Annotated in this window: 19 protein-coding genes; 14 read left to right on the forward strand and 5 right to left on the reverse strand. The window is 75.5% G+C overall.

Annotated elements, in window-relative coordinates; all coding sequences use genetic code 11:
* Positions 1-195: 195 nt before the first annotated feature.
* Positions 196-741 (reverse strand): plasmid pRiA4b ORF-3 family protein, encoded by a 546-nt coding sequence (locus ACVMYR_RS05955; protein ID WP_396792364.1) that lies wholly within the window; start codon positions 739-741, stop codon positions 196-198.
* A 152-nt stretch (positions 742-893) separates the two neighbouring features.
* Between ACVMYR_RS05955 and ACVMYR_RS05960 the strand changes: the two genes are divergently transcribed.
* Positions 894-1,721, forward strand: coding sequence for a pyrimidine reductase family protein (locus ACVMYR_RS05960; protein ID WP_457121306.1), 828 nt, complete (start codon positions 894-896; stop codon positions 1,719-1,721).
* An 82-nt stretch (positions 1,722-1,803) separates the two neighbouring features.
* On the opposite strand, the gene ACVMYR_RS05965 is transcribed toward ACVMYR_RS05960, so the two are convergent.
* Positions 1,804-3,348, reverse strand: a complete 1,545-nt coding sequence (locus tag ACVMYR_RS05965; RefSeq protein WP_457121307.1) for a M4 family metallopeptidase — start codon at positions 3,346-3,348, stop codon at positions 1,804-1,806.
* A 383-nt stretch (positions 3,349-3,731) separates the two neighbouring features.
* On the opposite strand from ACVMYR_RS05965, the gene ACVMYR_RS05970 reads away from it, so the two are divergent.
* The 9 genes from ACVMYR_RS05970 to ACVMYR_RS06010 all read left to right on the forward strand — a co-directional run bounded on the left by ACVMYR_RS05970 (position 3,732) and on the right by ACVMYR_RS06010 (position 14,706).
* Complete coding sequence (locus ACVMYR_RS05970) at positions 3,732-5,486, forward strand: ATP-binding protein (RefSeq protein WP_043964232.1); 1,755 nt, start codon at positions 3,732-3,734, stop codon at positions 5,484-5,486.
* Positions 5,487-5,495: 9 nt separating this feature from the next.
* Entirely contained in the window at positions 5,496-6,644 is a 1,149-nt protein-coding gene (locus ACVMYR_RS05975; protein ID WP_077936836.1) for an exonuclease SbcCD subunit D, read from the forward strand.
* On the forward strand, positions 6,644-9,118 hold the full coding sequence (locus tag ACVMYR_RS05980; RefSeq protein ID WP_457121308.1) for an AAA family ATPase: 2,475 nt from the start codon (positions 6,644-6,646) through the stop codon (positions 9,116-9,118). The genes ACVMYR_RS05975 and ACVMYR_RS05980 overlap by 1 nt, the downstream gene beginning before the upstream one ends.
* 68 nt (positions 9,119-9,186) lie before the next feature.
* Entirely contained in the window at positions 9,187-10,158 is a 972-nt protein-coding gene (locus ACVMYR_RS05985; RefSeq protein ID WP_043962564.1) for a hypothetical protein, read from the forward strand.
* The gene (locus ACVMYR_RS05990; protein WP_043962563.1) at positions 10,158-11,015 is read left to right on the forward strand and encodes a spermidine synthase; all 858 of its coding nucleotides are present in this window, start codon (positions 10,158-10,160) and stop codon (positions 11,013-11,015) included. Before ACVMYR_RS05985 ends, ACVMYR_RS05990 begins: the two co-directional genes overlap by 1 nt.
* 84 nt (positions 11,016-11,099) lie before the next feature.
* Positions 11,100-11,798 (forward strand): sigma-70 family RNA polymerase sigma factor, encoded by a 699-nt coding sequence (locus ACVMYR_RS05995; RefSeq protein WP_043962562.1) that lies wholly within the window; start codon positions 11,100-11,102, stop codon positions 11,796-11,798.
* Positions 11,795-12,580: an anti-sigma factor family protein gene (locus tag ACVMYR_RS06000; protein WP_077936834.1), complete on the forward strand. Its 786-nt coding sequence runs from the start codon at positions 11,795-11,797 to the stop codon at positions 12,578-12,580. The genes ACVMYR_RS05995 and ACVMYR_RS06000 overlap by 4 nt, the downstream gene beginning before the upstream one ends.
* A 207-nt stretch (positions 12,581-12,787) precedes the next feature.
* Positions 12,788-13,447, forward strand: a complete 660-nt coding sequence (locus tag ACVMYR_RS06005; protein ID WP_043962560.1) for a COG4315 family predicted lipoprotein — start codon at positions 12,788-12,790, stop codon at positions 13,445-13,447.
* Positions 13,448-13,788: 341 nt separating this feature from the next.
* On the forward strand, positions 13,789-14,706 hold the full coding sequence (locus ACVMYR_RS06010; protein WP_457121309.1) for a DNA-3-methyladenine glycosylase family protein: 918 nt from the start codon (positions 13,789-13,791) through the stop codon (positions 14,704-14,706).
* Positions 14,707-14,753: 47 nt separating this feature from the next.
* On the opposite strand, the gene ACVMYR_RS06015 is transcribed toward ACVMYR_RS06010, so the two are convergent.
* The gene (locus ACVMYR_RS06015) at positions 14,754-15,269 is read right to left on the reverse strand and encodes a DUF1990 family protein (RefSeq protein WP_396792372.1); all 516 of its coding nucleotides are present in this window, start codon (positions 15,267-15,269) and stop codon (positions 14,754-14,756) included.
* A gap of 71 nt (positions 15,270-15,340) precedes the next feature.
* Here ACVMYR_RS06015 and ACVMYR_RS06020 point away from each other — a divergent pair, with 71 nt between their 5' ends.
* Positions 15,341-15,829: a GNAT family N-acetyltransferase gene (locus tag ACVMYR_RS06020; protein WP_457121310.1), complete on the forward strand. Its 489-nt coding sequence runs from the start codon at positions 15,341-15,343 to the stop codon at positions 15,827-15,829.
* A gap of 14 nt (positions 15,830-15,843) precedes the next feature.
* Here ACVMYR_RS06020 and ACVMYR_RS06025 read toward each other — a convergent pair whose 3' ends face one another.
* Positions 15,844-16,056 carry a hypothetical protein gene (locus ACVMYR_RS06025; RefSeq protein WP_043962555.1) on the reverse strand — a complete coding sequence of 71 codons (213 nt, stop codon included), beginning with the start codon at positions 16,054-16,056 and terminating at the stop codon, positions 15,844-15,846.
* Positions 16,057-16,203: 147 nt separating this feature from the next.
* Between ACVMYR_RS06025 and ACVMYR_RS06030 the strand changes: the two genes are divergently transcribed.
* Both ACVMYR_RS06030 and ACVMYR_RS06035 read left to right on the forward strand, forming a co-directional pair.
* Positions 16,204-17,316, forward strand: a complete 1,113-nt coding sequence (locus ACVMYR_RS06030; RefSeq protein ID WP_043962554.1) for an ATP-dependent DNA ligase — start codon at positions 16,204-16,206, stop codon at positions 17,314-17,316.
* A gap of 69 nt (positions 17,317-17,385) precedes the next feature.
* Positions 17,386-18,948 (forward strand): alpha/beta hydrolase, encoded by a 1,563-nt coding sequence (locus ACVMYR_RS06035; protein WP_396792460.1) that lies wholly within the window; start codon positions 17,386-17,388, stop codon positions 18,946-18,948.
* A gap of 46 nt (positions 18,949-18,994) precedes the next feature.
* Here ACVMYR_RS06035 and ACVMYR_RS06040 read toward each other — a convergent pair whose 3' ends face one another.
* On the reverse strand, positions 18,995-19,471 hold the full coding sequence (locus ACVMYR_RS06040) for a potassium channel family protein (RefSeq protein WP_091277237.1): 477 nt from the start codon (positions 19,469-19,471) through the stop codon (positions 18,995-18,997).
* 74 nt (positions 19,472-19,545) lie between these two features.
* Between ACVMYR_RS06040 and ACVMYR_RS06045 the strand changes: the two genes are divergently transcribed.
* Complete coding sequence (locus ACVMYR_RS06045) at positions 19,546-19,998, forward strand: GNAT family N-acetyltransferase (RefSeq protein WP_091277239.1); 453 nt, start codon at positions 19,546-19,548, stop codon at positions 19,996-19,998.
* The last annotated feature ends 84 nt before the right edge of the window (positions 19,999-20,082 follow it).

Here is a 20,082-nt window from a genome sequence, read left to right on the forward strand (position 1 = left end):
TGCCGCCCAGACGGTGCAGGTCTCCGCCTACCCCGACGCGTACGCGCAGTGGGAGCAGCAGGCCGCCGACCTCGTCGCGCAGCACTGGAACAACAGCTGACACCACACACATACACACACGCCGCCGGGCAACCGAGTGTTAGGAAGGGGCCCCTCCTATACAGAAAGCGTTAACAAGGTGCCCTTCCTTGCACCTCAGCAGAGGTGGCGCAGGAGGGTGGCGGCGCGGCCCGGGTCGAAGGCGTCCGGGTCGTACGCGTCGCCGGCCCAGTCCCGCAGCCGTTCGTGCTCGGGGTGTGCGGGGTCGGCGAGCGCGGCCAGCAGCACCTGGTGTCCGGCCGGACCGCCGACGTCCTCCGGCGGGCAGGCCCGCTCGCCGGCCAGGCAGGTCGGGTACCGCTCGTCCGGGTCGGCGGTGACGGCGTCCTCGACAACGATGTCGTGCTCCCACCAGTCGCCGAAGTCGTAGGTGTAGTGGAAGCGGCTGCCCTTGCCGAGCACCGCGTCCAGCCGGACGTCCAGCTCGTCGCGCACGGCAAGTTCCCCGTCCGGGTCGGGCTCGGCGTACTGCGTGCCGTCGATCTCGAACGAGTGCAGGTGGCAGTCGCGCCAGCCCATCGCGTGCTGCACGACCCGGTGCAGCCGGTCCAGCGTGTAGCCGGCGGGGACCAGCACCCGCCGCCAGACGAGGGGGTGAACTCCGGCGAGGGACACCTTCAGCTGGAATATCTGACGTGGCATGTGCTGCCCCCTTCCATCACGACATAGGCTGCCGGCATGATCTGCCGAGCCTGCCGGGAACGGCGGCACGACGAATGCCCGGGCCGGAAGTGGTGCGACTGCCAGCACCGTACCCCCGAACCCACCCCTCCGGTCACGGGTCCGGCCGGCGAATGAGCGCCGACACCGCGATTTCCCGTCTCTGGCCGGCTTCGTCGGCGGCCCCGTTGGACGACACGGAGCTGACCGCGCTGTACGGCCGGGCGGACCGGCCCCACCTGCGGGTGAACTTCGTGACGAGCATCGACGGCGCGGTCTCGCTCGACGGCTACTCGGCGGGGCTGTCCGGCGTGCCGGACAAGCGGGTCTTCGGCCTGCTGCGGATGCTCTGCGACGGGCTGCTGGTGGCCGCCGGGACGCTGCGCCACGAGGGGTACGGCGCGGTGCGGCTCGACGCGGCGCGGCGAGGCTGGCGGCGCGCCCACGGGCTGGCCGAGTATCCGACCCTGGTGGTGGTCTCCGGCTCGCTGGACCTGGACCCGGCGCAGGCCGCCTTCGCCGACGCACCGGTGCGCCCGGTGGTGCTCACCCACGCCGCCGCCGAGGCGCCGCCGGGCCTGACCGAGGTGGCCGACCTGGTGCGCTGCGGGGCCGACCGGGTGGATCTCGCCGCCGGCCTGGCCGAACTGCGCCGGCGCGGCCTCTCGCAGGTGCTCTGCGAGGGCGGCCCGCACCTGTTCGGCGCGCTCACCGCCGCCGATCTGGTAGACGAGGTCTGCCTCACGGTCGCGCCGCTGCTCGCCGGGGCCGGGCCGGGGCGGATCGCCGCCGGGCCCGCCGGCGGGCACCGGGAGCTGCCGCTGCGGCACGTGCTGGCCGCCGCCGACGGCGTGCTGATGCTCCGCTACGCCCGCGAAGCCCAAGCCAACGCCGAAGCCGAAGCCAACCCCGAAGCCAACCCCGACGCAGCCCCGGCCCCGGCCCCGGCCGCCGCTTCGTAGGCGGGGCGGGGGCACGGGGCCGGGGCCGCGGGCGGTTCCGGCACGGCGGGGACGTCGCCGCCCCCGCCGTACTCCGATCGGGTCAGGCGACCTTGACCGCCGTCCAGGCGGCGGCGACGGTCCGGTACTCGACGCTGCTGGCGCCGTACAGGTCGGCGGCGGCCGACAGGGTGGCGGTGCGGGCCCCCGAGTAGTTGGTCCGCGAGGTCATGTAGGTGGTCAGCGCGCGGTACCAGATCGCGCCGGCCTTGGCGTTGCCGATGCCGGTGATGGTGCTGCCGTCACAGGTGGGGCTGTTGCCGTACGCGGATGCGCCGCTGCCGACGGCGAGCAGGTAGAAGAAGTGGTTGGCCACGCCGGAGGAGTAGTGCACGTCCTTGAAGCGCAGGGTGGTCGACCAGCAGTCGGCCGAGGAGCCGTCCTTCGAGGGCTTGTCCATGTAGCGCAGCGGCGTGCTGCGCAGCTTCTCGCCGATGAGGTAGTCGCCGGGGTCGCTGGCGTTGGCGGCGGAGAACTCCACGAGGGTGCCGAAGATGTCGCTGGTGGCCTCGTTGAGGCCGCCGGACTCACCGCTGTAGACCAGGCCGGCGGTGTTGCTGGTGACGCCGTGGGTCATCTCGTGGCCGGCGACGTCGAGGGAGGTCAGCGGGGCGAAGCCGGAGCCGCCGTCGCCGTAGGTCATGCAGAAGCAGGAGTCGCTCCAGAACGCGTTGGCGTAGTTGGTGCTGTAGTGCACCCGGCTGTAGGCGGCGACGCCGTCGTTGCGGATGCCGTTGCGGCCGAACGTGTTCTTGTAGTAGTCCCAGGTGACGGCCGCACCGTAGTGGGCGTCGGCGGCGGCGGTCTGCCGGTTGGCCGTGGTGCCGTCGCCGAAGACGTTGGTGGCGCTGGCGACGAGGGTGCCGGTGCCGCTGGTGGAACCGTTCAGGTCGTACGTCTTGTGGCCGCCGCGGGCGCCGTCGACGAGCTGGTACGTGCTACCGGAGGCGGTGGTGCCCAGCGGCACGCTGCCGGAGTGGAGGGTGTTGCCGGTGCCCTCGCGCTGCACGCCCTCCCAGGAGCTGCGGACCCCGCCGGTGGCGGCGTCGACGAGCACGTGCAGCTCGCTGGGGGTGCCGTCGGCGTACACGCCGCCGACGACCACCTCGTAGGCGAGGGCCGTGCGCGCGCCGTCGGCGTCGTACACGAGCTGGGTGCCGTCGACGCGGCGGGCGGTGGCGGTGGAGGCGGCGAGGGCGGCGCGGCCGGCGGCGGCCTCGCCGACGGCGGGCCGCGCGGAGCGGTCGGCGCGGCGCGGGGCGGCCGTCAGGGTCTGGCTGGCGCCGCGCCAGGCGCCGCCCTTGCCGAGGTGCACGACCAGGTCGCCGCCGAGCACGGGCAGTCCGTCGAGGTAACGGTGCAGCCGGACGTGCTCGGTGCCGTCGGCGTCGGTCGCGACGTTCTTCAGCGTGAAGCTCTGCCCGTCGCCGGCGAGGGCGTCGCCGGCGTGGGACTTCAGCTGGGTGACGGCGCGGGTGAACGCGTCGGCGGAGGGGGCGGCGGCCGGGGCGGCGACGGCCGCGCCGGGCACGGCGGTGGCCAGCAGCGCGGCCGAGGCCAGGCCCGCCAGGACAGTGGTACGACGCATGAGGCTCCTGCCTTCGATCGACGGCCGGTCGGAAGGGGGTGCCGACCGGCGGTGACCCGGCGGTGGTGGCCGCCGGGCCGGCCCACGGCCCGCAGGTGGCGGGCCGCAGGGGCACACCCCGAAACATCGACGTAACGAAGATCCTCGATGAGTGCCGGTGTCATTGTTGCGCCGAGCAACCGGTTCGTGTCACCTCTGCGACGAGAAATTTTGCGACACCGTGCGCGTTCGGAGGAATGCGACGAGTGATCGCGTACCGGGCGGAGGGTGGCGTCCGCCGCGTCGCGTGGCAACCTGTCACATCCCTGCGGCAGGATGCTCCTCGTGTGCCGTGACCGAGACGACCAGCTGACGGGAGCGGGCCGATGACCGAGAGCCTGCCGATCACCGACGACGGGTCCACCGGCCCCGGCGAGGGGGTCGGCCGCGTGCTCGGCACCGCCGACGCCACCCCGCTGACGTTCTGGACGGCCGTGGCCCCGGGCAGCTACCTCCAGCTCGACGACGTGGTGGTGACCCGCCGCGAGATGCCCGACCGCGAGCCGGTGACCATCGCCGGGGTGGTGACCCAGGTGCGGGCGCGGCACGAGGGCGCCCAGTTCGACTCGGACGTGTTCGCCATCGCCGACGGCACCCTGCCGGCGATGGTGCAGGAGGCCGCCGAGATCACCACCACCCGGGTCGACCCGGAGGTCTACGTCCCGCCGACGCCGGGGGCGGTGGTGCACCGGGCCGAGGGCGACGCGCGGGCCCGCGCGCTGCACTTCGACCGGATGGAGCGGCGCATCCCGATGGGCATGGGCCGCGACGGGGTGCCCGTCTACCTCAACGCCGACTTCCTCGACGGCACCCGGGGCGCGCACGTCTCCATCTCCGGCATCTCCGGGGTCGCCACCAAGACCAGCTTCGCCACGTTCCTGCTCTACTCGGTCTTCCGTTCCGGGGTGCTCGGCGGCGACGCGGTCAACGCCAAGGCGCTGATCTTCAACGTCAAGGGCGAGGACCTGCTGTTCCTCGACCACCCCAACACCCGCCTCGACGACGCCACCCGCGCCGGCTACGCCAGGCTCGGGCTCAGCGCCGGGGCGTTCCCCGACGTGCGGGTCTACGCCCCGCCCCGGGTCGGCGACTCCTCCGGCACCCCCGACGTGAGCAGCCGGCTGACCGGGGTGGACAGCTTCTACTGGACGCTGAGCGAGTTCTGCGCCGACCGCCTCCTGCCGTACGTCTTCGCCGACGCCGACGACGAGCGCCAGCAGTACACGATGGTCGTCCACTCGGTCGCCGCCCACCTGGCCCGCTACGCGCAGCCCGCCGACGGCGGGGTGAGCGTCGACGGGGTGCGCCTCGGCTCCTACACCGACCTCGTCGACCACATCGTCGAGCAGCTCAACGACGACGAGACCCGGGGCGACTGGGCCGGCAGCGCCGTCGGGCTGGGCACGGTCAACGCGTTCGCCCGGCGGCTCATCGGCAGCAAGAAGGACCTGGGGCGGCTGATCCGGGGCGACCTCGCCACCCGCCGCCCGCACAGCATCAACACCAGCGAGTCCGCGCAGGTGACCGTGGTCGACCTGCACAACCTGCCCGACCGGGCGCAGCGGTTCGTCGTCGGCGTGACCCTCAAGAGCGAGTTCGAGCGCAAGGAGAAGGCGGGCACGGCCAAGCCGCTGCTCTTCGTCGTCCTCGACGAGCTCAACAAGTACGCGCCCCGGGAGGGCTCCTCCCCCATCAAGGAGGTGCTGCTCGACATCGCCGAGCGGGGCCGCTCGCTCGGGGTGATCCTGGTCGGCGCGCAGCAGACCGCGAGCGAGGTGGAGCGGCGCATCGTCACCAACTCGGCGATCCGGGTGGTCGGCCGGCTCGACCCGGCCGAGGCGTCCCGCCCGGAATACGGCTTCCTGCCGCCGGCCCAGCGGCAGCGGGCGCTGCTGGCCAAGCCGGGCACGATGTTCGTCAACCAGCCCGACATCCCGGTCCCGCTCTGCCTGGAGTTCCCCTTCCCGGCGTGGGCCACCCGGGTCTCCGAGGCCGGTCGCGCGCCCTCGGAGACGCTACGGTCGATCACGGGGGCGGCCGACCCGTTCGCGGTGGTCGGCTCCGGCGGCGGCACGAGCGACGACGACATCCCGTTCTAGGGGGCAGTCATGAAGATCCTGCACACCTCGGACTGGCACGTCGGCAAGGTGCTCAAGGGGCAGTCCCGGGCCGAGGAGCACAAGCAGGTCCTCGCCGGGGTGATCGAGGTCGCCCGCGCCGAGCGCCCCGACCTGGTGATCGTCGCCGGCGACCTCTACGACACGGCCGCGCCCACCCCGGAGGCGACCCGGCTGGTCACCCGGGCGCTGACCGCGCTGCGCCGCACCGGCGCCGACGTGGTGGCCATCGGCGGCAACCACGACAACGGCCAGGCCCTCGACGCGCTGCGGCCGTGGGCCGAGGCCGCCGGCATCACCCTGCGCGGCGGGGTGCGGGAGAACCCCGACGAGCACGTCATCGACGGCACGACGGCCGGTGGGGAGCGCTGGCGGGTGGCCGCGCTGCCGTTCCTGTCCCAGCGCTACGCGGTGCGGGCCGTGGAGATGTACGAGCTGACCGCCGCCGAGGCCACCCAGACGTACGCCGACCACCTGGGCCGGGTGCTCGGCCGGCTCACCGAGGGCTTCGGCGAGCCCGACCGGGTGCACCTGGTCACCGCCCACCTCACCGTGGTCGGGGCGGCCACCGGCGGCGGCGAGCGCGACGCGCACACCGTCCTGGGCTACGCGGTGCCGGCGACGGTGTTCCCGGGCACCGCCCACTACGTGGCGCTGGGCCACCTGCACCGGTCGCAGCGGGTGTCGGGGCCCTGCCCGATCCGCTACAGCGGCAGCCCGCTCGCCGTCGACTTCGGCGAGCAGGAGAACGTCCCGTCGGTGACGGTCGTCGAGGTGACCGCGACCAGCGCGGCGCGCATCCGGGAGGTGCCGGTGCCGGCGGCGGTGCCGCTGCGCACGGTGCGGGGCACCCTGGCCCAGCTCGCCGAGATCGCCCCGCCGGAGGGCTGGCTGCGGGTGTTCGTCCGCGAGCAGCCCCGGGCCGGGCTGCGGGAGGAGGTGCAGGAGCTGCTGCCCCGGGCCCTGGAGATCCGGATCGACCCGGAGCTGGTGCCGGCCCCCGGCAGCGGCGCCCGCACCGCCCAGCGGGCCGGCCGGTCGCCCCGGGAGCTGTTCGCCGACTACCTCGACAGCCGGGGGCACGCCGACGCCGACGTCCGGGAGCTGTTCGACGAGCTGTTCGAGGAGGTGGACCGCTGATGCGCCCGATGCGGCTGGACATGGCGGGCTTCACCGTCTTCCGCGACGAGACCACCGTCGACTTCACCGACGCCGACTTCTTCGCCCTCGTCGGCCCGACCGGCTCCGGCAAGTCCACGGTGCTCGACGCCATCTGCTTCGCCCTCTACGGCACGGTGCCGCGCTGGGGCGGGACGCGAGGGCTGGGCAACGCGCTCGCCCCGTCCGCCACCGAGGCGCGGGTGCGGCTGGTCTTCGAGTCCGCCGGGGACCGCTACGTGGCGACCCGCGTGGTGCGCCGCGACGGCCGGGGCAACGTCAAGACCACCAACGCCGGGTTGCAGCTCATGCCGCCCGGGTTCGACGTGACCAAACTGGACACCGGGCTCAGCCCGGAGGACCTGGGCGAGGTGGTGGCCGGCACCCCGGCCGAGATGGACCGGGCGGTGCTGGAGGCGGTGGGGCTGCCGTACGACCAGTTCACCAGCTGCGTGGTGCTGCCGCAGGGGCAGTTCGCCGACTTCCTGCACGCCAGGCCGGCGACCCGGCAGCAGATCCTGGTGAACCTGCTCGGCCTCGGCGTCTACGAGGAGGTGCAGCGGCGGGCCACCGAGCGGGCCGGGCAGGCCGAGGCCAAGCTGGAGGCGGTCGACCGGATCCTCGGCGGGCTCGCCGACGTCGACGACGCGGCGCTGGCCGGGGCACAGGAGCAGATCGGGCGGGCGCACGAGCTGGCCGAGGCGGTCGCGGCTGCCGTACCGGAGCGGGACCGGGCCCGGGCGGCGGCGCGGGACGCGCACGCGGCCCTGGCGGCCCTCGACGCCGAGCTGGCCGTGCTCGACGCGGTGCGCGCGCCGGGCGGGGTGGCCGAGGTGGCGCGGGCGGTGGCCGACGCGCGGGCCGGCGTCGGCGAGGCCGCGGGCGCGGTGGCGCTGGCCGAGGAGCGCGAGGAGAAGCTGCGCGGCGAGCTGGCCGGCGCGGGCGACGAGAGCGCGCTGCGGCTGCTGCTGAAGGCGCACGCCGACCGGGACCGGCTCGCCGGGCAGGCCGGGTCGGTGGCCACGGCGGTGACGGCCGCGCAGGCCGAACACGACGCGGCGGTCGCCGCGCTGGACGCGGCGCGGGCGGCGGCGCAGCGGGCCGAGGCGGAGCTGGAGGCGGCATTCCGGGCGCACGAGGAGGCCAAGGCCACCGACCAGGCGGTGGCGCTGCGGGCGCACCTGGTCGACGGCACGGCCTGCCCCGTCTGCGAGCAGGTGGTGCCCCGGGTGCCGGCGGTGCCGGCGGGTTCGGCGGTGGCGCGGGCCACCGCCGCCGGGAAGGCGGCGCGGGCGGCGGCGCAGGCGGCCCAGCGGGTGGCGCAGGAACGCGACGCGGCGGCCCGGGACGTGGAGCGGGTGCTGCTGCGGGCCCGAGCCGAGCACGACCAGCTGCGGGGCCGGCTGGCCGAGCTGGACGACCAGCTCGCCGGTGCCGCCGCCCCGGCGGCGCTGCGGCACGACCTGGCCGAGCACGCCCGGCTGCGCAGGGCCCTCGACGACGCGGCGGGCGCGGTGCGGGCGGGGCGCGACGCCGCCCGGCGGGCCCGGGGGGCCCTCGACGCGGCCGAGGAGCGGCTGCGCGGCGCGTGGCGGGACTTCGACGCGACCCGCGACGGGCTGGCCCGGTTCGGCCCGCCGGCCGCCGACCGGGACGACGTCGCCGCGGCCTGGGCGACGCTGACGGGGTGGGCCGGCGGGGAGGCGGCGCGGCGGCGCGCGGACCGGCCGGGGCTGGCCGGGGCGGTCGCCGGGGCGGAGGCCGCCGTGGCGGCCGTGCAGGACCGGATCGCGGAGATCTTCGCCGCCGCCGGGCTGGCCGCCACCGACGACCCGGTGCGGGCGGCCACCGTCGCCGTGGAGCGCGCCGAGGCCGCCCACCGGCGGCTGGTGGAGCGCCGCGAGCAGGCCGCCGAGCTGCGCGAGCAGCGGGCCGGGCACGAGCGGCAGGCCCGGGTGGCCCGGGCGCTGGCCGGGCACCTGCGGGCCAACAACTTCGAGCGCTGGCTGCTGGCCGAGGCGCTGGACCTGCTGGTCGACGGCGCGTCGGGGATCCTGCGCGAGCTGTCGGGCGGCCAGTACGACCTGGTGCACGACAAGGGCGAGTTCTTCGTCGTCGACCACCACGACGCCGGGCTGCGGCGCGGGGTGCGCACGCTCAGCGGCGGGGAGACGTTCCAGGCGTCGCTGGCCCTGGCGCTAGCTCTGTCGGAGCAGCTCGCCGGGTTGTCCACCACGGCGGCGAGCCTGGAGTCGATCGTGCTGGACGAGGGGTTCGGCACCCTGGACGCGGCGACCCTGGACACGGTGGCGGCCACCCTGGAGAGCCTGGCCGCCCGGGGTGACCGGATGGTCGGCGTGGTCACCCACGTGCCGGCGCTGGCCGAACGCATCCCGGTCCGGTTCGAGGTCCGCAAGGACGCCCGCACCGCCCGGGTGGAACGGACGGGCCTGTGACGGGGCCGGGCGGGGGCGCTCCGACCGGGCGGGGGCCGGGCGGGACGGGGCCGGGCGGCGCCGATCCGGTGGGCGAGGCGCCGGAGCTGTTCGTCGACGCCTGGGACCCGGGCTACGGCGCGTCCTTCGAGGCGGTGCCGGGCGGGCCGGCCACGCCGAGCCGCCAGCAGGTCGACGCGGAGGTGGAGCTGCCGGCGGTGGACTGGCGGGCCATCGACGTCCGGCCCGGCGTCCGCGCCCCGGACGTGGTGCTGCTCGTCGACGGCGTACGCCGGATCGACGCGAGCGTGTGGACGGCCGAGGCCGACGGGGCGTCGTTCCCGGGCGTGGCCGCCTCGTACGCCGCCGGCGTGGTCCGCTGCGACCTGGAGCGGGGCGCGGCGCGGCTCGCCGGCACCCAGGTGCGGCGGGGGCTGTTCACGGCCAGCCCGTCGGCCCGGGAGGTGCGCGCCGGCACGGTGCGCTACCCGGTGCACCGGGTCGGCGGCACCGGCGAGCTCAACAAGCTCCAGGCGGCCGTGCAGGGGCCGCTGACCGCGCTGGAGGTGGAGGTCTCCGGTGCGGCCCGGGTCGACGGGGACCTGCTGGTCGTCGACGGCCCGCTGCGCAGCCGTCGGCAGTTGCCCCGCACCCTCGGGTACGTCAAGACCCAGCACAGCCAGTATCTCGACGCCCGGCTGACGGCCGTGGTGACCGGGCTGCGGGCCGGCCAGCGGTCGCCGGTGTTCCGGCTCGTCACCGCCTGGGGCGGCTACTCCTGGTATCTGCGGCTGCCCGTCTCCGGGGGCGCGCCGTGGGCCGGCATCGTGCGGGTGGAGTGCTCGGCCGAGTTGGCCGAGTCCGAGGCGTTCGCGCTGGCCGACCTGTCGCTGGTCACGCTGCCCCGGTTCGCGTCCACCCCGTACAAGGACCCGCGCGCCCCGCAGAACCTCGTCCCGATCGCCGGCCTGGAGCGCCGCCTGCGGGCGCTGCTGGGCGACGCCCGCCTGCTGCACCGGGCGCTGACCGCCGCGGCCCGGGGCCGCGGTCCCCGCGTCTGATGGGCCGCCGCCGGGACACGGGCCGGGTGACCGCGCGGGTCGACACCGGCGAGGCCGAGCTGGTCCCGGACGCCGACCGGCCGCGGTCGTTCACTCTGCTGCTCGACGGCGCGCCGCAGTCGCACGTGGACCTCGCCGACCCCACCCACCTGGAGTTCGAGTACGTCCGGCGGCTCGCCGCCGCCCTCGACCTGGTCGCCCCGGCGGGCGCGCCGCTGCGGGTGCTGCACCTCGGCGGCGGGGCGCTGACCCTGCCCCGGTACGTGCAGGCCACCCGCCCCGGCTCCACCCAGCGGGTGTCCGAGGTGGACGCCGCCCTCGTGGAGCTGGTCCGTCGGGAGCTGCCCTGGCCGGCCGACCCCCGGCTGCGGGTGCGGGTCGCCGACGCGCGGGCCACCCTGGGGTCCACCCGCGACGCCAGCTACGACGTGGTGGTCGCCGACGTCTTCGCGGGCGCCCGCACCCCGGCGCACCTGACCAGCGTGGAATACGCGGCCGAGGTGGCCCGGGTGCTGACCCCCGGCGGCTGGTATCTGGCCAACGTCGCCGACGGGCCGCCGCTGCGGCACGCCCGCGCGCAGGTCGCCACGGTCCGGGCGGTGCTGCCCCGGGCCTGCGTGGTGAGCGACGCGGCGGTGCTGCGCGGCCGGCGCTACGGCAACCTGGTGCTGGTCGCCGGCCGGGTGGACCCGCCGGTGCCGGAGCTGACCCGGCGGGCGGCCGGGGACTGGTTCCCGGGCCGGGTGCTGGCCGGCGACGAGCTGGACCGGTTCGCCGGCGGGGCGGCCGTGGTGCGCGACGCCGACGCCACCGACTCCACTCCGCCCCCGCCGGGAATTTTTTCGGTGCGCCGTTGATCCGCTGGGCTCCCCGGTGCGTATCACCGGGCGGCCATGCCCGGTGGGGGTCGGGCTGATGTCATCGGACACCCGGAGGTCTGCATGCATGCGGTGGCGGCCGGCTGGCACGGCGACGCGGTGAGGGTGGACTGGATGTCCGCCCGCGCGCAGCCGCAGTCCCGCGCGTCGAGGTCGACCCGGGGGGTCGACGTACGCCCCGCCGATGGCCAGAATGGCCCGGTGTCTCCGAGATCAGCACCCGGGCGGCACCAGGCCGTGTCCACTGAGACCAGCCACTCCGACCAGTTGATCCGGCTGCTCTACGCCGAGCACGCGGGGCCGCTGCTGGCGTTCGTGATGCGGCTCACCGGCGGGGACCGGCAGCGCGCCGAGGACATCGTGCAGGAGACGCTGCTGCGGGCCTGGCGCAACGCCCACCGCCTCGGCGCGCAGGGGCAGGGGTCGCTGCGGCCCTGGCTGGTGACGGTGGCCCGGCGGATCGCCATCGACGAGCACCGCAGCGAACAGGCCCGCCCGGCGGAGACGTACGACCGGGACCTGACGGCCTTCGCCGAGTCGGACAGCACCGACCGGGTGCTGCGCACCATGACGGTGGCCGACGCGCTGCGTACGCTGAGTCAGTCGCACCGGGAGATCCTGGTGGCGACGTACTTCCGGGGCCGGACGGTGCCGGAGGCGGCGGAGGAGCTGGGCCTGCCGCTCGGCACCGCCAAGTCGCGGGTCTACTACGCCCTGCGCGCGCTGCGCACGGCCCTGCAGGAGAGGGGGGTGACGGAATGAGCCGGGCAGATCACATGGACGTCGCCGCGTACGCGCTGGGCGTGCTGGACGAGCACGACACCGAGCGGTTCGAGGAGCACCTCGCCACGTGCTGGGCGTGCGCCGCGGAGCTGGAGACGATGGTTCCCGTGGTGGGGCTGCTCTCCGACATCGACGGCGAGACGATGACGGCCCTGGAGCAGACCGCCACCGACCCCGCCCTGCTGGACCGGACGCTGGTCGCGGTGCGGGCGCACCGACGGCGGACCCGGTTCCGGCAGATGCTGGCCAGCGCCGCCGCCGTGGTGGTGTTCGGCGGGCTCACCGGCGTCGGCATCGCCAGCGTCGCCGGCGGCGGTGAGACGCAGCGGATCGGCGCGCAGCCGACGGCGCCCACGACGCTCGACGGCACGCCGAGCCCGGGGAAGAGCACCGGCCCGAACGACCCGGGCACCGGCGGCAACGAGCAGGAGGGCGAGCCGTTCACGGCCGTCGACGCGTCCACCGGCGTGCAGCTCAACATGTGGCTGATCTCGAAGGACTTCGGCACCCGGATCGACTTCCAGCTCAAGCGGCTGCCGGGGCCGCGCACCTGCCGGCTGATGGTGGTCCGCAAGAACGACACGACCGAGGTCCTGTCGACCTGGTCGGTGCCCGGGGGCGGCTACGGCACCACCACCAATCCGCTGCCGCTGGAGCTGAGCGGGGCCACGTCCGTGCCGAAGGACGACATCGCCAAGGTGCTGGTGCAGTCGGTGGACGCCAGCGGCGTGGCCAGCCCGCTCGTGCAGGTGCCGATGTAACACGCGTACCCGAAATCGGCGTCGGTCGCTGTCGCGGCCGGCGCCGTTTCGGCGTTTCCGCAGGCCGCCGAGGGGTTGTCCGGCGGTACGCGCGGCGGCCGGGAATGGTTCAACCGAGATAAGTGAAATTGACCACTGTTATTCCTTCAACCTTGACAGCCAGCCGATCCGTACTAACCGGCGAACTGCAAAGAATGAGGAGGGCACGTGGCACAGCTGAAGCGGACCGTCATCGTCGCAAGCGCCATGGTCGCACTTACGGCCTGCGCTCCCGCAGGCTACAACGGGGCGAACTCGGGCGCGGCCGAGCCGGTCGCCGTGGCCGCGGCCGAGCCCACTGCGGCAGTGGAACCGGAGGCCTCGGCCTCCCCCGACGCGGCGGCCACCACCGCGGCCCCGGACGCCGCGCCGCCGGCCGACGTCGAGCTGACCGACCAGCTCGTCGGCAAGAAGGTGGCCCGGATGGGCAAGGTGGTCACCGACGAGGAGGGCTGGGTCCTCTACCGGTTCGACAAGGACTCCGACGACCCGCCCGCGTCGAACTGCGTGGACAAGTGCGCCGAGGTGTGGCCGCCCGCGCTGACCGACGGCAGCCCGCAGCTCAGCGGCGTCTCCGACGACAAGGTCGGCACCATCACCCGGCAGGACGGCACCCGGCAGATCACGCTGGGCGGCTGGCCGCTGTACCGCTACATCGGCGACAAGAAGCCGGGCCAGTGGAAGGGCCAGGGCGTCGGCGGCACCTGGTTCGTCGCCCAGCCCGACGGCAAGAAGAACCTCGAGTGCCTGCCGACCGGCACCCCGAAGGCGGTCGCCCCGCCGTCGGCGGACGACTCGGGCTCCGGCGACTCCAGCTACTCGTACTGACGGACCCGGTGGTCGGTCGCGGCCGGGGAGGGCACGACCGACCACCGCCGTGAACCGGACCGGCGTACCGGCAACGCCGCGTCCCGGCCGCGGCGCCGGCCCCCGACAGGGCGGCCGGCGCCGCGATCGCCGGACCTCCCGGAGCGGAGGAGGGCGGCGGGCGCGCTGACGCCAGCAACCGCGCCCGCCGAGGTCCCCCCACCCCGCACCCCACGGCCGGCTCCGGCCGCTCCGCTCCGGCAAGGAGGCACCGCCGACGTTCCCCACGTCGGCGGTGCCGCTCTTTGCGCGCCGTCCACTCCCCCGCGCCGCGCCGGCGGGGGGCGTGGCAGAGTGACGGCGTGAGCGAACCCTCCGCCCGCCGGGCGCTGCGCCCGCCCGCCGGCTACCGGCTGGCCGCGTCGGTCCGGCCGCTCACCTTCAGCACGTACGACCCGTGCGCCCGGATCGCCGCCGGCACGTTCTGGTGGGCGGCCCGCACCCCCGCCGGCCCCGCCACCCTCGCGCTCCGCCCGGCCGCCGCCGGGGAGCTGCTCGCCGAGGGGTACGGCCCGGGGGCCGACTGGGTCGTCGAGCGGGCCGACGCCGTCGCCGGGCTCCGCGACGACCTCACCGGGTTCGCCGAGCGGGCCGCCGCGCACCCGGTGGTGGCCCGGCTGGCCGCGCGCCACCCCGGGCTGCGGATGCCGGCCACCGGCCAGGTCTTCGCCCGGGCGCTGCGGGCGATCCTGGAGCAGAAGGTCACCGGCACGGAGGCCTACCGGGCGTACGCAGCGACCGTGCGCCACTTCGGCGAGCCGGCGCCCGGGCCGATTCAGCCGCTGCTGCTGCCGCCCGACCCGGCGGCGGTCGCCGCCGCGCCGTACTGGGTGTTCCACCCGTTCGGGGTGGAGCAGAAGCGCGCCGACACGCTGCGCCGGGCCGCCGCCGAGGCCGCGCGGCTGGAACGCTGCGCCGACGCCGCCGAGGCGACCCGCCGGCTGACCGCCGTGCCCGGCATCGGGGCGTGGACGGCCGCCGAGGTGGTGCGGATCGCGTACGGCGACCCGGACGCGGTCAGCGTCGGCGACTACCACGTGCCGAACACGGTAGCCTGGGCCCTGGCCGGCGAGCCGCGCGGCGACGACGCCCGGATGCTGGCGCTGCTGGAGCCGTTCCGGGGGCACCGGGGGCGGGTCTGCGTGCTGCTCGCCGCCGAGGGCGTGCAGGCCCCGAGGTACGGCCCGAGGATGCCGATCCGCTCCTTCGCCCGCTACTGACCCGACTGCCAGCCGGAGGCGGCGGGACGGTCAGGCGGGCGGGGCGGTCAGGCGGGCTGAGCGGGGCGGGCGCACAGGCGGCGCAGGGTCCGGCCCAGCCACCAGGCGTACCCCCGTTGGAAGGCCCGGCCGGCGGGCCCCGCGGCGCGCATGAACCAGCGGTCCGGCCGGCTGAACGCGCGCACCTCGAACCAGACGGCGCCGGAGTCGTCGCGCTCCACCACGAACGCCTCCTCGCCCCGCGCCGGGTGGCCGGGCAGCGTGCCGTACCCGAAGCCGGCCCGGCGCTCGTCGTCGGCCGCCCAGACCACCTGGCACGGCGCGGCCAGCCGCAGCGGGCCGACGCCCAGCCGGGAGACGACGGTGACCCCGGGTGCGGCGCGGGGCGCGGTCGCGTCGATCCGGATGCCGGCGGCCCGGTGCAGCCGCCAGCCCAGCACCGCCGCGCCGGCCGCGTCGAAGGACCCGACGGGCAGCGGCACCCGGTGCCGGACGTGCCGCCACCCGGCCGGCAGCTCACCGGCGCGGGTCGCGCCGGGGTGCGGGTAGGTCAGCTCGGGCACGGCGGCGGCCTCCTCGCGTGGGACACCCGCCAGGGTACGGCCGCCCGGGCCGGCTGTGGTGAGCTGGCCCGGTGACCGATCACCTGACCATCGCCCCGGCCGGCTTCGCGGACGCCGGGGAGATCCTGACCGTGCAGCGGGCCGCCTACGTCACCGAGGCCCAGCACTACGGCGACCCGTTCCTGCCGCCGCTGGCGGAGACGCTCGACGAGGTCCTGGCCGTGCTGGCCGGTCCCGCCACGGTCCTGGTCGCCCGCGCGGGACACCGCCTGGTCGGGTCGGTCCGGGCCCTGGTCGACGACGCCGGCACCGCCCACGTGGGGCGGCTCGCGGTGGCCCCCGACCAGCAGGGCCGGGGCGTCGGCACCCGGCTGCTGGCCGAGGTGGAGGCGGCCTGCGCCGGCCGGGCGTCCCGGTTCGCCCTGTTCACCGGGGCGGCCAGCGAGCGGAACCTGCGGCTGTACCGCCGGCACGGGTACGCGATCGTCGGGTACCGCCCGGACGCCAACGGCATCGCCCTCGCCGTGCTGGAGAAGCGGTCGGCCGGCGGCGACGCCTGAGCCGGGGTCGCCGGTCAGGCGGCCTCGCGGAGGTCGGCCAGGGTCAGCGGGGTACGGCGGCGCAGCAGCTCCTCCAGCTCGGCGACCGTGCCCACCTCGCCGAGCACGTCCTTGCCGCCGCCGAAACGGGCCGGGTAGCGGCGCACCAGGCGGTACCGGTAGCGCCCGTGGATCAGCTCGACGCTGACCCGCCAGCGCCCGCAGCACCCGCAGACCCACTCCCGCACCCACTCCCGCACCCGGCGAAGGTAGCTCCGAGCTGGCCGAACGCCATCCGGTCGCGCGGGCGGGGACGGGACGCGCGGGGACACGCCGTCCCCTCACCGCCGGTGATCCGCCTCACGACTGTCGGTGGCGTCTGGTTGACTGTCGCCGTGGACCTGCCGATCAACCCGCCGGTCGAACCGATGCTGGCCAAGGCCGTCTCGCGGCTGCCCACCGACCCCGGCACGACGTACGAGCCGAAGTGGGACGGTTTCCGTTGCATCGTCTTCCGCGACGGCGACGAGGTGGAGCTGGCCAGCCGGGGCGGCAAGACGATGACGCGTTACTTCCCCGAGGTGGTCGAGCAGGCGCTGCGGCAGCTCCCCGAGCGCTGCGCCGTCGACGGCGAGCTGATCGTGATCCGCCGGGACGGCCCGGACGGGCAGCCCCGGCTCGACTTCGAGCTGCTCGCCCAGCGCATCCACCCCGCCGCGTCGCGGGTGAAGCTGCTGGCCGAGACGACCCCGGCCGACTTCGTCGCCTTCGACCTGCTCGCCATCGACGACGAGCTGCTGACCGCCCAGCCCTACCCGCAGCGCCGGGCCCGGCTGGAGCGGGCCCTGGCCGGGGTGCGCCCGCCGGTGCACGTCACCCAGGTCACCACCGATCCCGAGACGGCCCGCCGCTGGTTCGACGTGTTCGAGGGCGCCGGGCTCGACGGGCTGATCGCCAAGCCCGCCGACCTGCCCTACGAGCCGGGCAAGCGGCTGATGGCCAAGGTCAAGCACGCCCGCACCGCCGACGTGGTGGTCGCCGGGTTCCGCTGGCACAAGACCGGCCCGGTGGTCGGCTCGCTGCTGCTCGGCCTCTACGACGACGACGGCGTGCTGCACCACATCGGGGTCAGCTCCTCGTTCACCGCCGCCCGCCGCAGGGAGCTGCTGGACGAGCTGGCCCCCTACCGGGAGGTCGGCCCCGACCACCCGTGGGTGCACGGCGACCACGAGCGCGGCCAGCGCATCCCCGGCGGGGTGAGCCGGTGGACGGGCACGAAGAACCTGGAGTGGGAGCCGCTGCGCCCGGAGCTGGTGGCCGAGGTGGGCTACGACGCGATGGAGGGCGACCGGCTGCGGCACACCGCCCGGTTCGTCCGCTGGCGGCCCGACCGGGATCCCCGGTCCTGCGGCTACGACCAGCTCGACCGCCCGATCCGCTACGACGTCGACCAGGTCCTGCGCGGCGATCCGGCGGCGACGGCCGAGCCCACGCCGGGGCGGGCGTAGCCTGAGGCGTCGACACGACCGGTCGACACGAGCACGAGAGGCGCGCCGGTGACCCGTACACCCGACCGGATCCGCCGGGCCCGGCTGACCCTCGCCGGGCTCGTCGCCGCGGCCGTGGTCGCCGCCGGCTGCACGCTGCCCGCGTTCGCCCCGCGCACCGAGGGCGCGGGCGAGGCCGCCCCGCCGGGCACCGCCCCGACCTGGCGGGCCTGCCCCGAGGTGGCCGACGAGCTGGTCGGCCGGCGCGCGCCCGACATGCGCTACGAGTGCGCCCGCGTCGCCGTGCCGCGCAACTGGGGCTCCGGCGGCGGCGCGACGGCCGGACCGGGCACCGGGGAGACCTTCGAGATCGCCCTGCTGCGGGCCCGCTCGACGAAGCAACGCGACCGGATCGGCTCCCTGGTGATCAACCCGGGCGGCCCGGGCGGCTCCGGCGTGGACACCGCCGTCTACCTCTCCTTCGGCCCGACGTTCGGCGGCCTGCCCCCGTCGGTCACCGAACGCTTCGACATCGTCGGCTTCGACCCGCGCGGGGTGGCCCGGTCCAGCCCCGTGAAGTGCATCTCCGACGCCGACCTCGATGCCAGCTTCGGCTACGACCCCGACCCGCGGTCCGCGGCGTCCTTCGACGGTTTCGTGGCGCTCAACGAGCGGATCGGGCGCGGCTGCGGCGACAAGTACGGCGACCAGCTCCCGCTCTACGGCACCGAGCAGGCCGCCCGCGACATGGACGCGGTGCGCGCGGCGGTCGGCGACGAGAAGCTGACCTACCTCGGCTACTCCTACGGCACCCTGCTCGGCGCGACGTACGCCCAGCTCTACCCGCAGCGGGTGCGGGCCCTGGTGCTCGACGGCGCGGTCGACCCGACGCAGGACCTGGTGGCCGGCTCGGAGGGCCAGGCGAAGGGCTTCGAGCGGGCGTTCGACAACTTCACCCGGTGGTGCGCGGCCAACGCCGGGCGCTGCCCGCTCGCCCCGGACGCCCGGGCGGCGGTGACCGCGGCGATCGACAAGGCGAAGGTCTCCCCCGTGAAGGCGGCCGACGGCCGGGAGGCCACCTCCGGCTGGGTCTTCTACGCGGTCATCTCCTCGCTCTACACGGAGTCGGGCTGGCAGGAGCTGGCCCACGCCATCGAGCGGCTGGACGGCGGCGACCCGGGCGAGGTGTTCCGGCTGGCCGACGCGTACGCCGGCCGCGACGCCGACGGGAAATACTCGAACCTCTTCGACGCCAACCTCGCGGTCAACTGCACCGACGAGACCGCGAAGCCCAGCGTGCAGCGCATCCGCGAGCTCCAGTCGCAGTGGCGGCAGACCTACCCGCTGTTCGGGCCGGCCCTGGCCGTCGGCATGCTCGGCTGCGCCGAGTGGCCCGGCGCGCGGGACCCGTACCCGACGGGGAAGGCGGTCGGCGCGCCGCCGATCGTGGTGGTGGGCACCACCGGCGACCCGGCGACCCCTTACGAGCAGACGGCGACGCTGGCCTCGATGCTGGGCGTGGGCCGCGTGCTGACCTGGGAGGGCGAGGGGCACACGGCGTACCCGCAGACGAGCTGCGTGACCGACGCGGTGGACGCGTACCTGATCTCGCTGACGGTGCCCCGGGAAGGGCTGCGCTGCCCGGCCCGGTGACGGCGCACCGGGTCGACCGCCCGGCCGGCCCGCGCGGCGGGACGGCTCACCTGCGGGATCTGCGGGCGCGGCGGGTGGCCGGTGGCGGGGGCAGCGGCGGCTCCGGCGGCAGGGTGATCCCCTGTCGGGCCGCCAGCTCCTCCACCAGGGCCCGCATCCGCCGCACGTCGGCCTTCAGCTCCTCCTGCTCGTCGTGCTCGAAGGCGTCGTCGTCCACGATCAACTGGCTGGCGAAGTGCGCGGTGATCAGCGGGATGACCAGCAGCACCATGGTCGAGATGAGCAGCGCCGCCAGGGCCCGGCCCGCCCCCGTGGTCGGGGAGATGTCGCCGTAGCCGACGGTGGAGGCCGTGACCACCGCCCACCAGACCGAGTCGGTGGCGCTCTTGTGCTCCACGTGGCTGTAGATCACCCCGGCCACCACGATCATCAGCAGGTACGACGTGATCAGCGTCCGGGGCGAGTTGGCGAACCACACCAGGCCCCGGTAGACCCAGCGGAACGGCTGCAGCAGGACGTCCATGCCGCATCATGCTGCCCGGTCCCGGCAACCCGCGGCCGGGACATCGCAGGCTGTCGTTGTGTCAGGCTGACGCCATGCGCACAGTGATCTTCCGGGAGGCGGTCCGGGCCGACCTGCCGGCCATCCTCGCCCTGCTCGCCGACGACGTGCTGGGGCGGGCCCGCGACGTCGGCGAGGTGGACGACGCGTACGAGCGGGCCTTCGCGGACATCTCCGCCGACCCGCGCAACCATCTCGTGGTGGCCGACGACGGCGGGGTGGTCGTGGGCTGCCTGCAGATCACCTACATTCCCGGGCTCGGCCGGCACGGCGCCCAGCGGTCCCTCATCGAGGCGGTGCGGGTGCGCTCCGACCGTCGGGGGCAGGGGCTGGGCGGGGAGATGATCCGCTGGGCGATCGACCAGGCGAGGCAGCGCGGCTGCGCCCTGGTGCAGCTCACCACGGACAAGTCCCGCACCGACGCCCACCGCTTCTACGTGGCCCTGGGCTTCCAGTCCACCCACGAGGGCATGAAACTCCCCCTCTAACCTCCCCCTCTCCCCCTCTCCCTCCCCCGCGATCTTGCACTTCGGGCCCCGACAAAAGGGGTGAAAGCCCCACCCGAGGGGCCG

This window comes from Micromonospora sp. PTRAS2, from assembly GCF_054052245.1.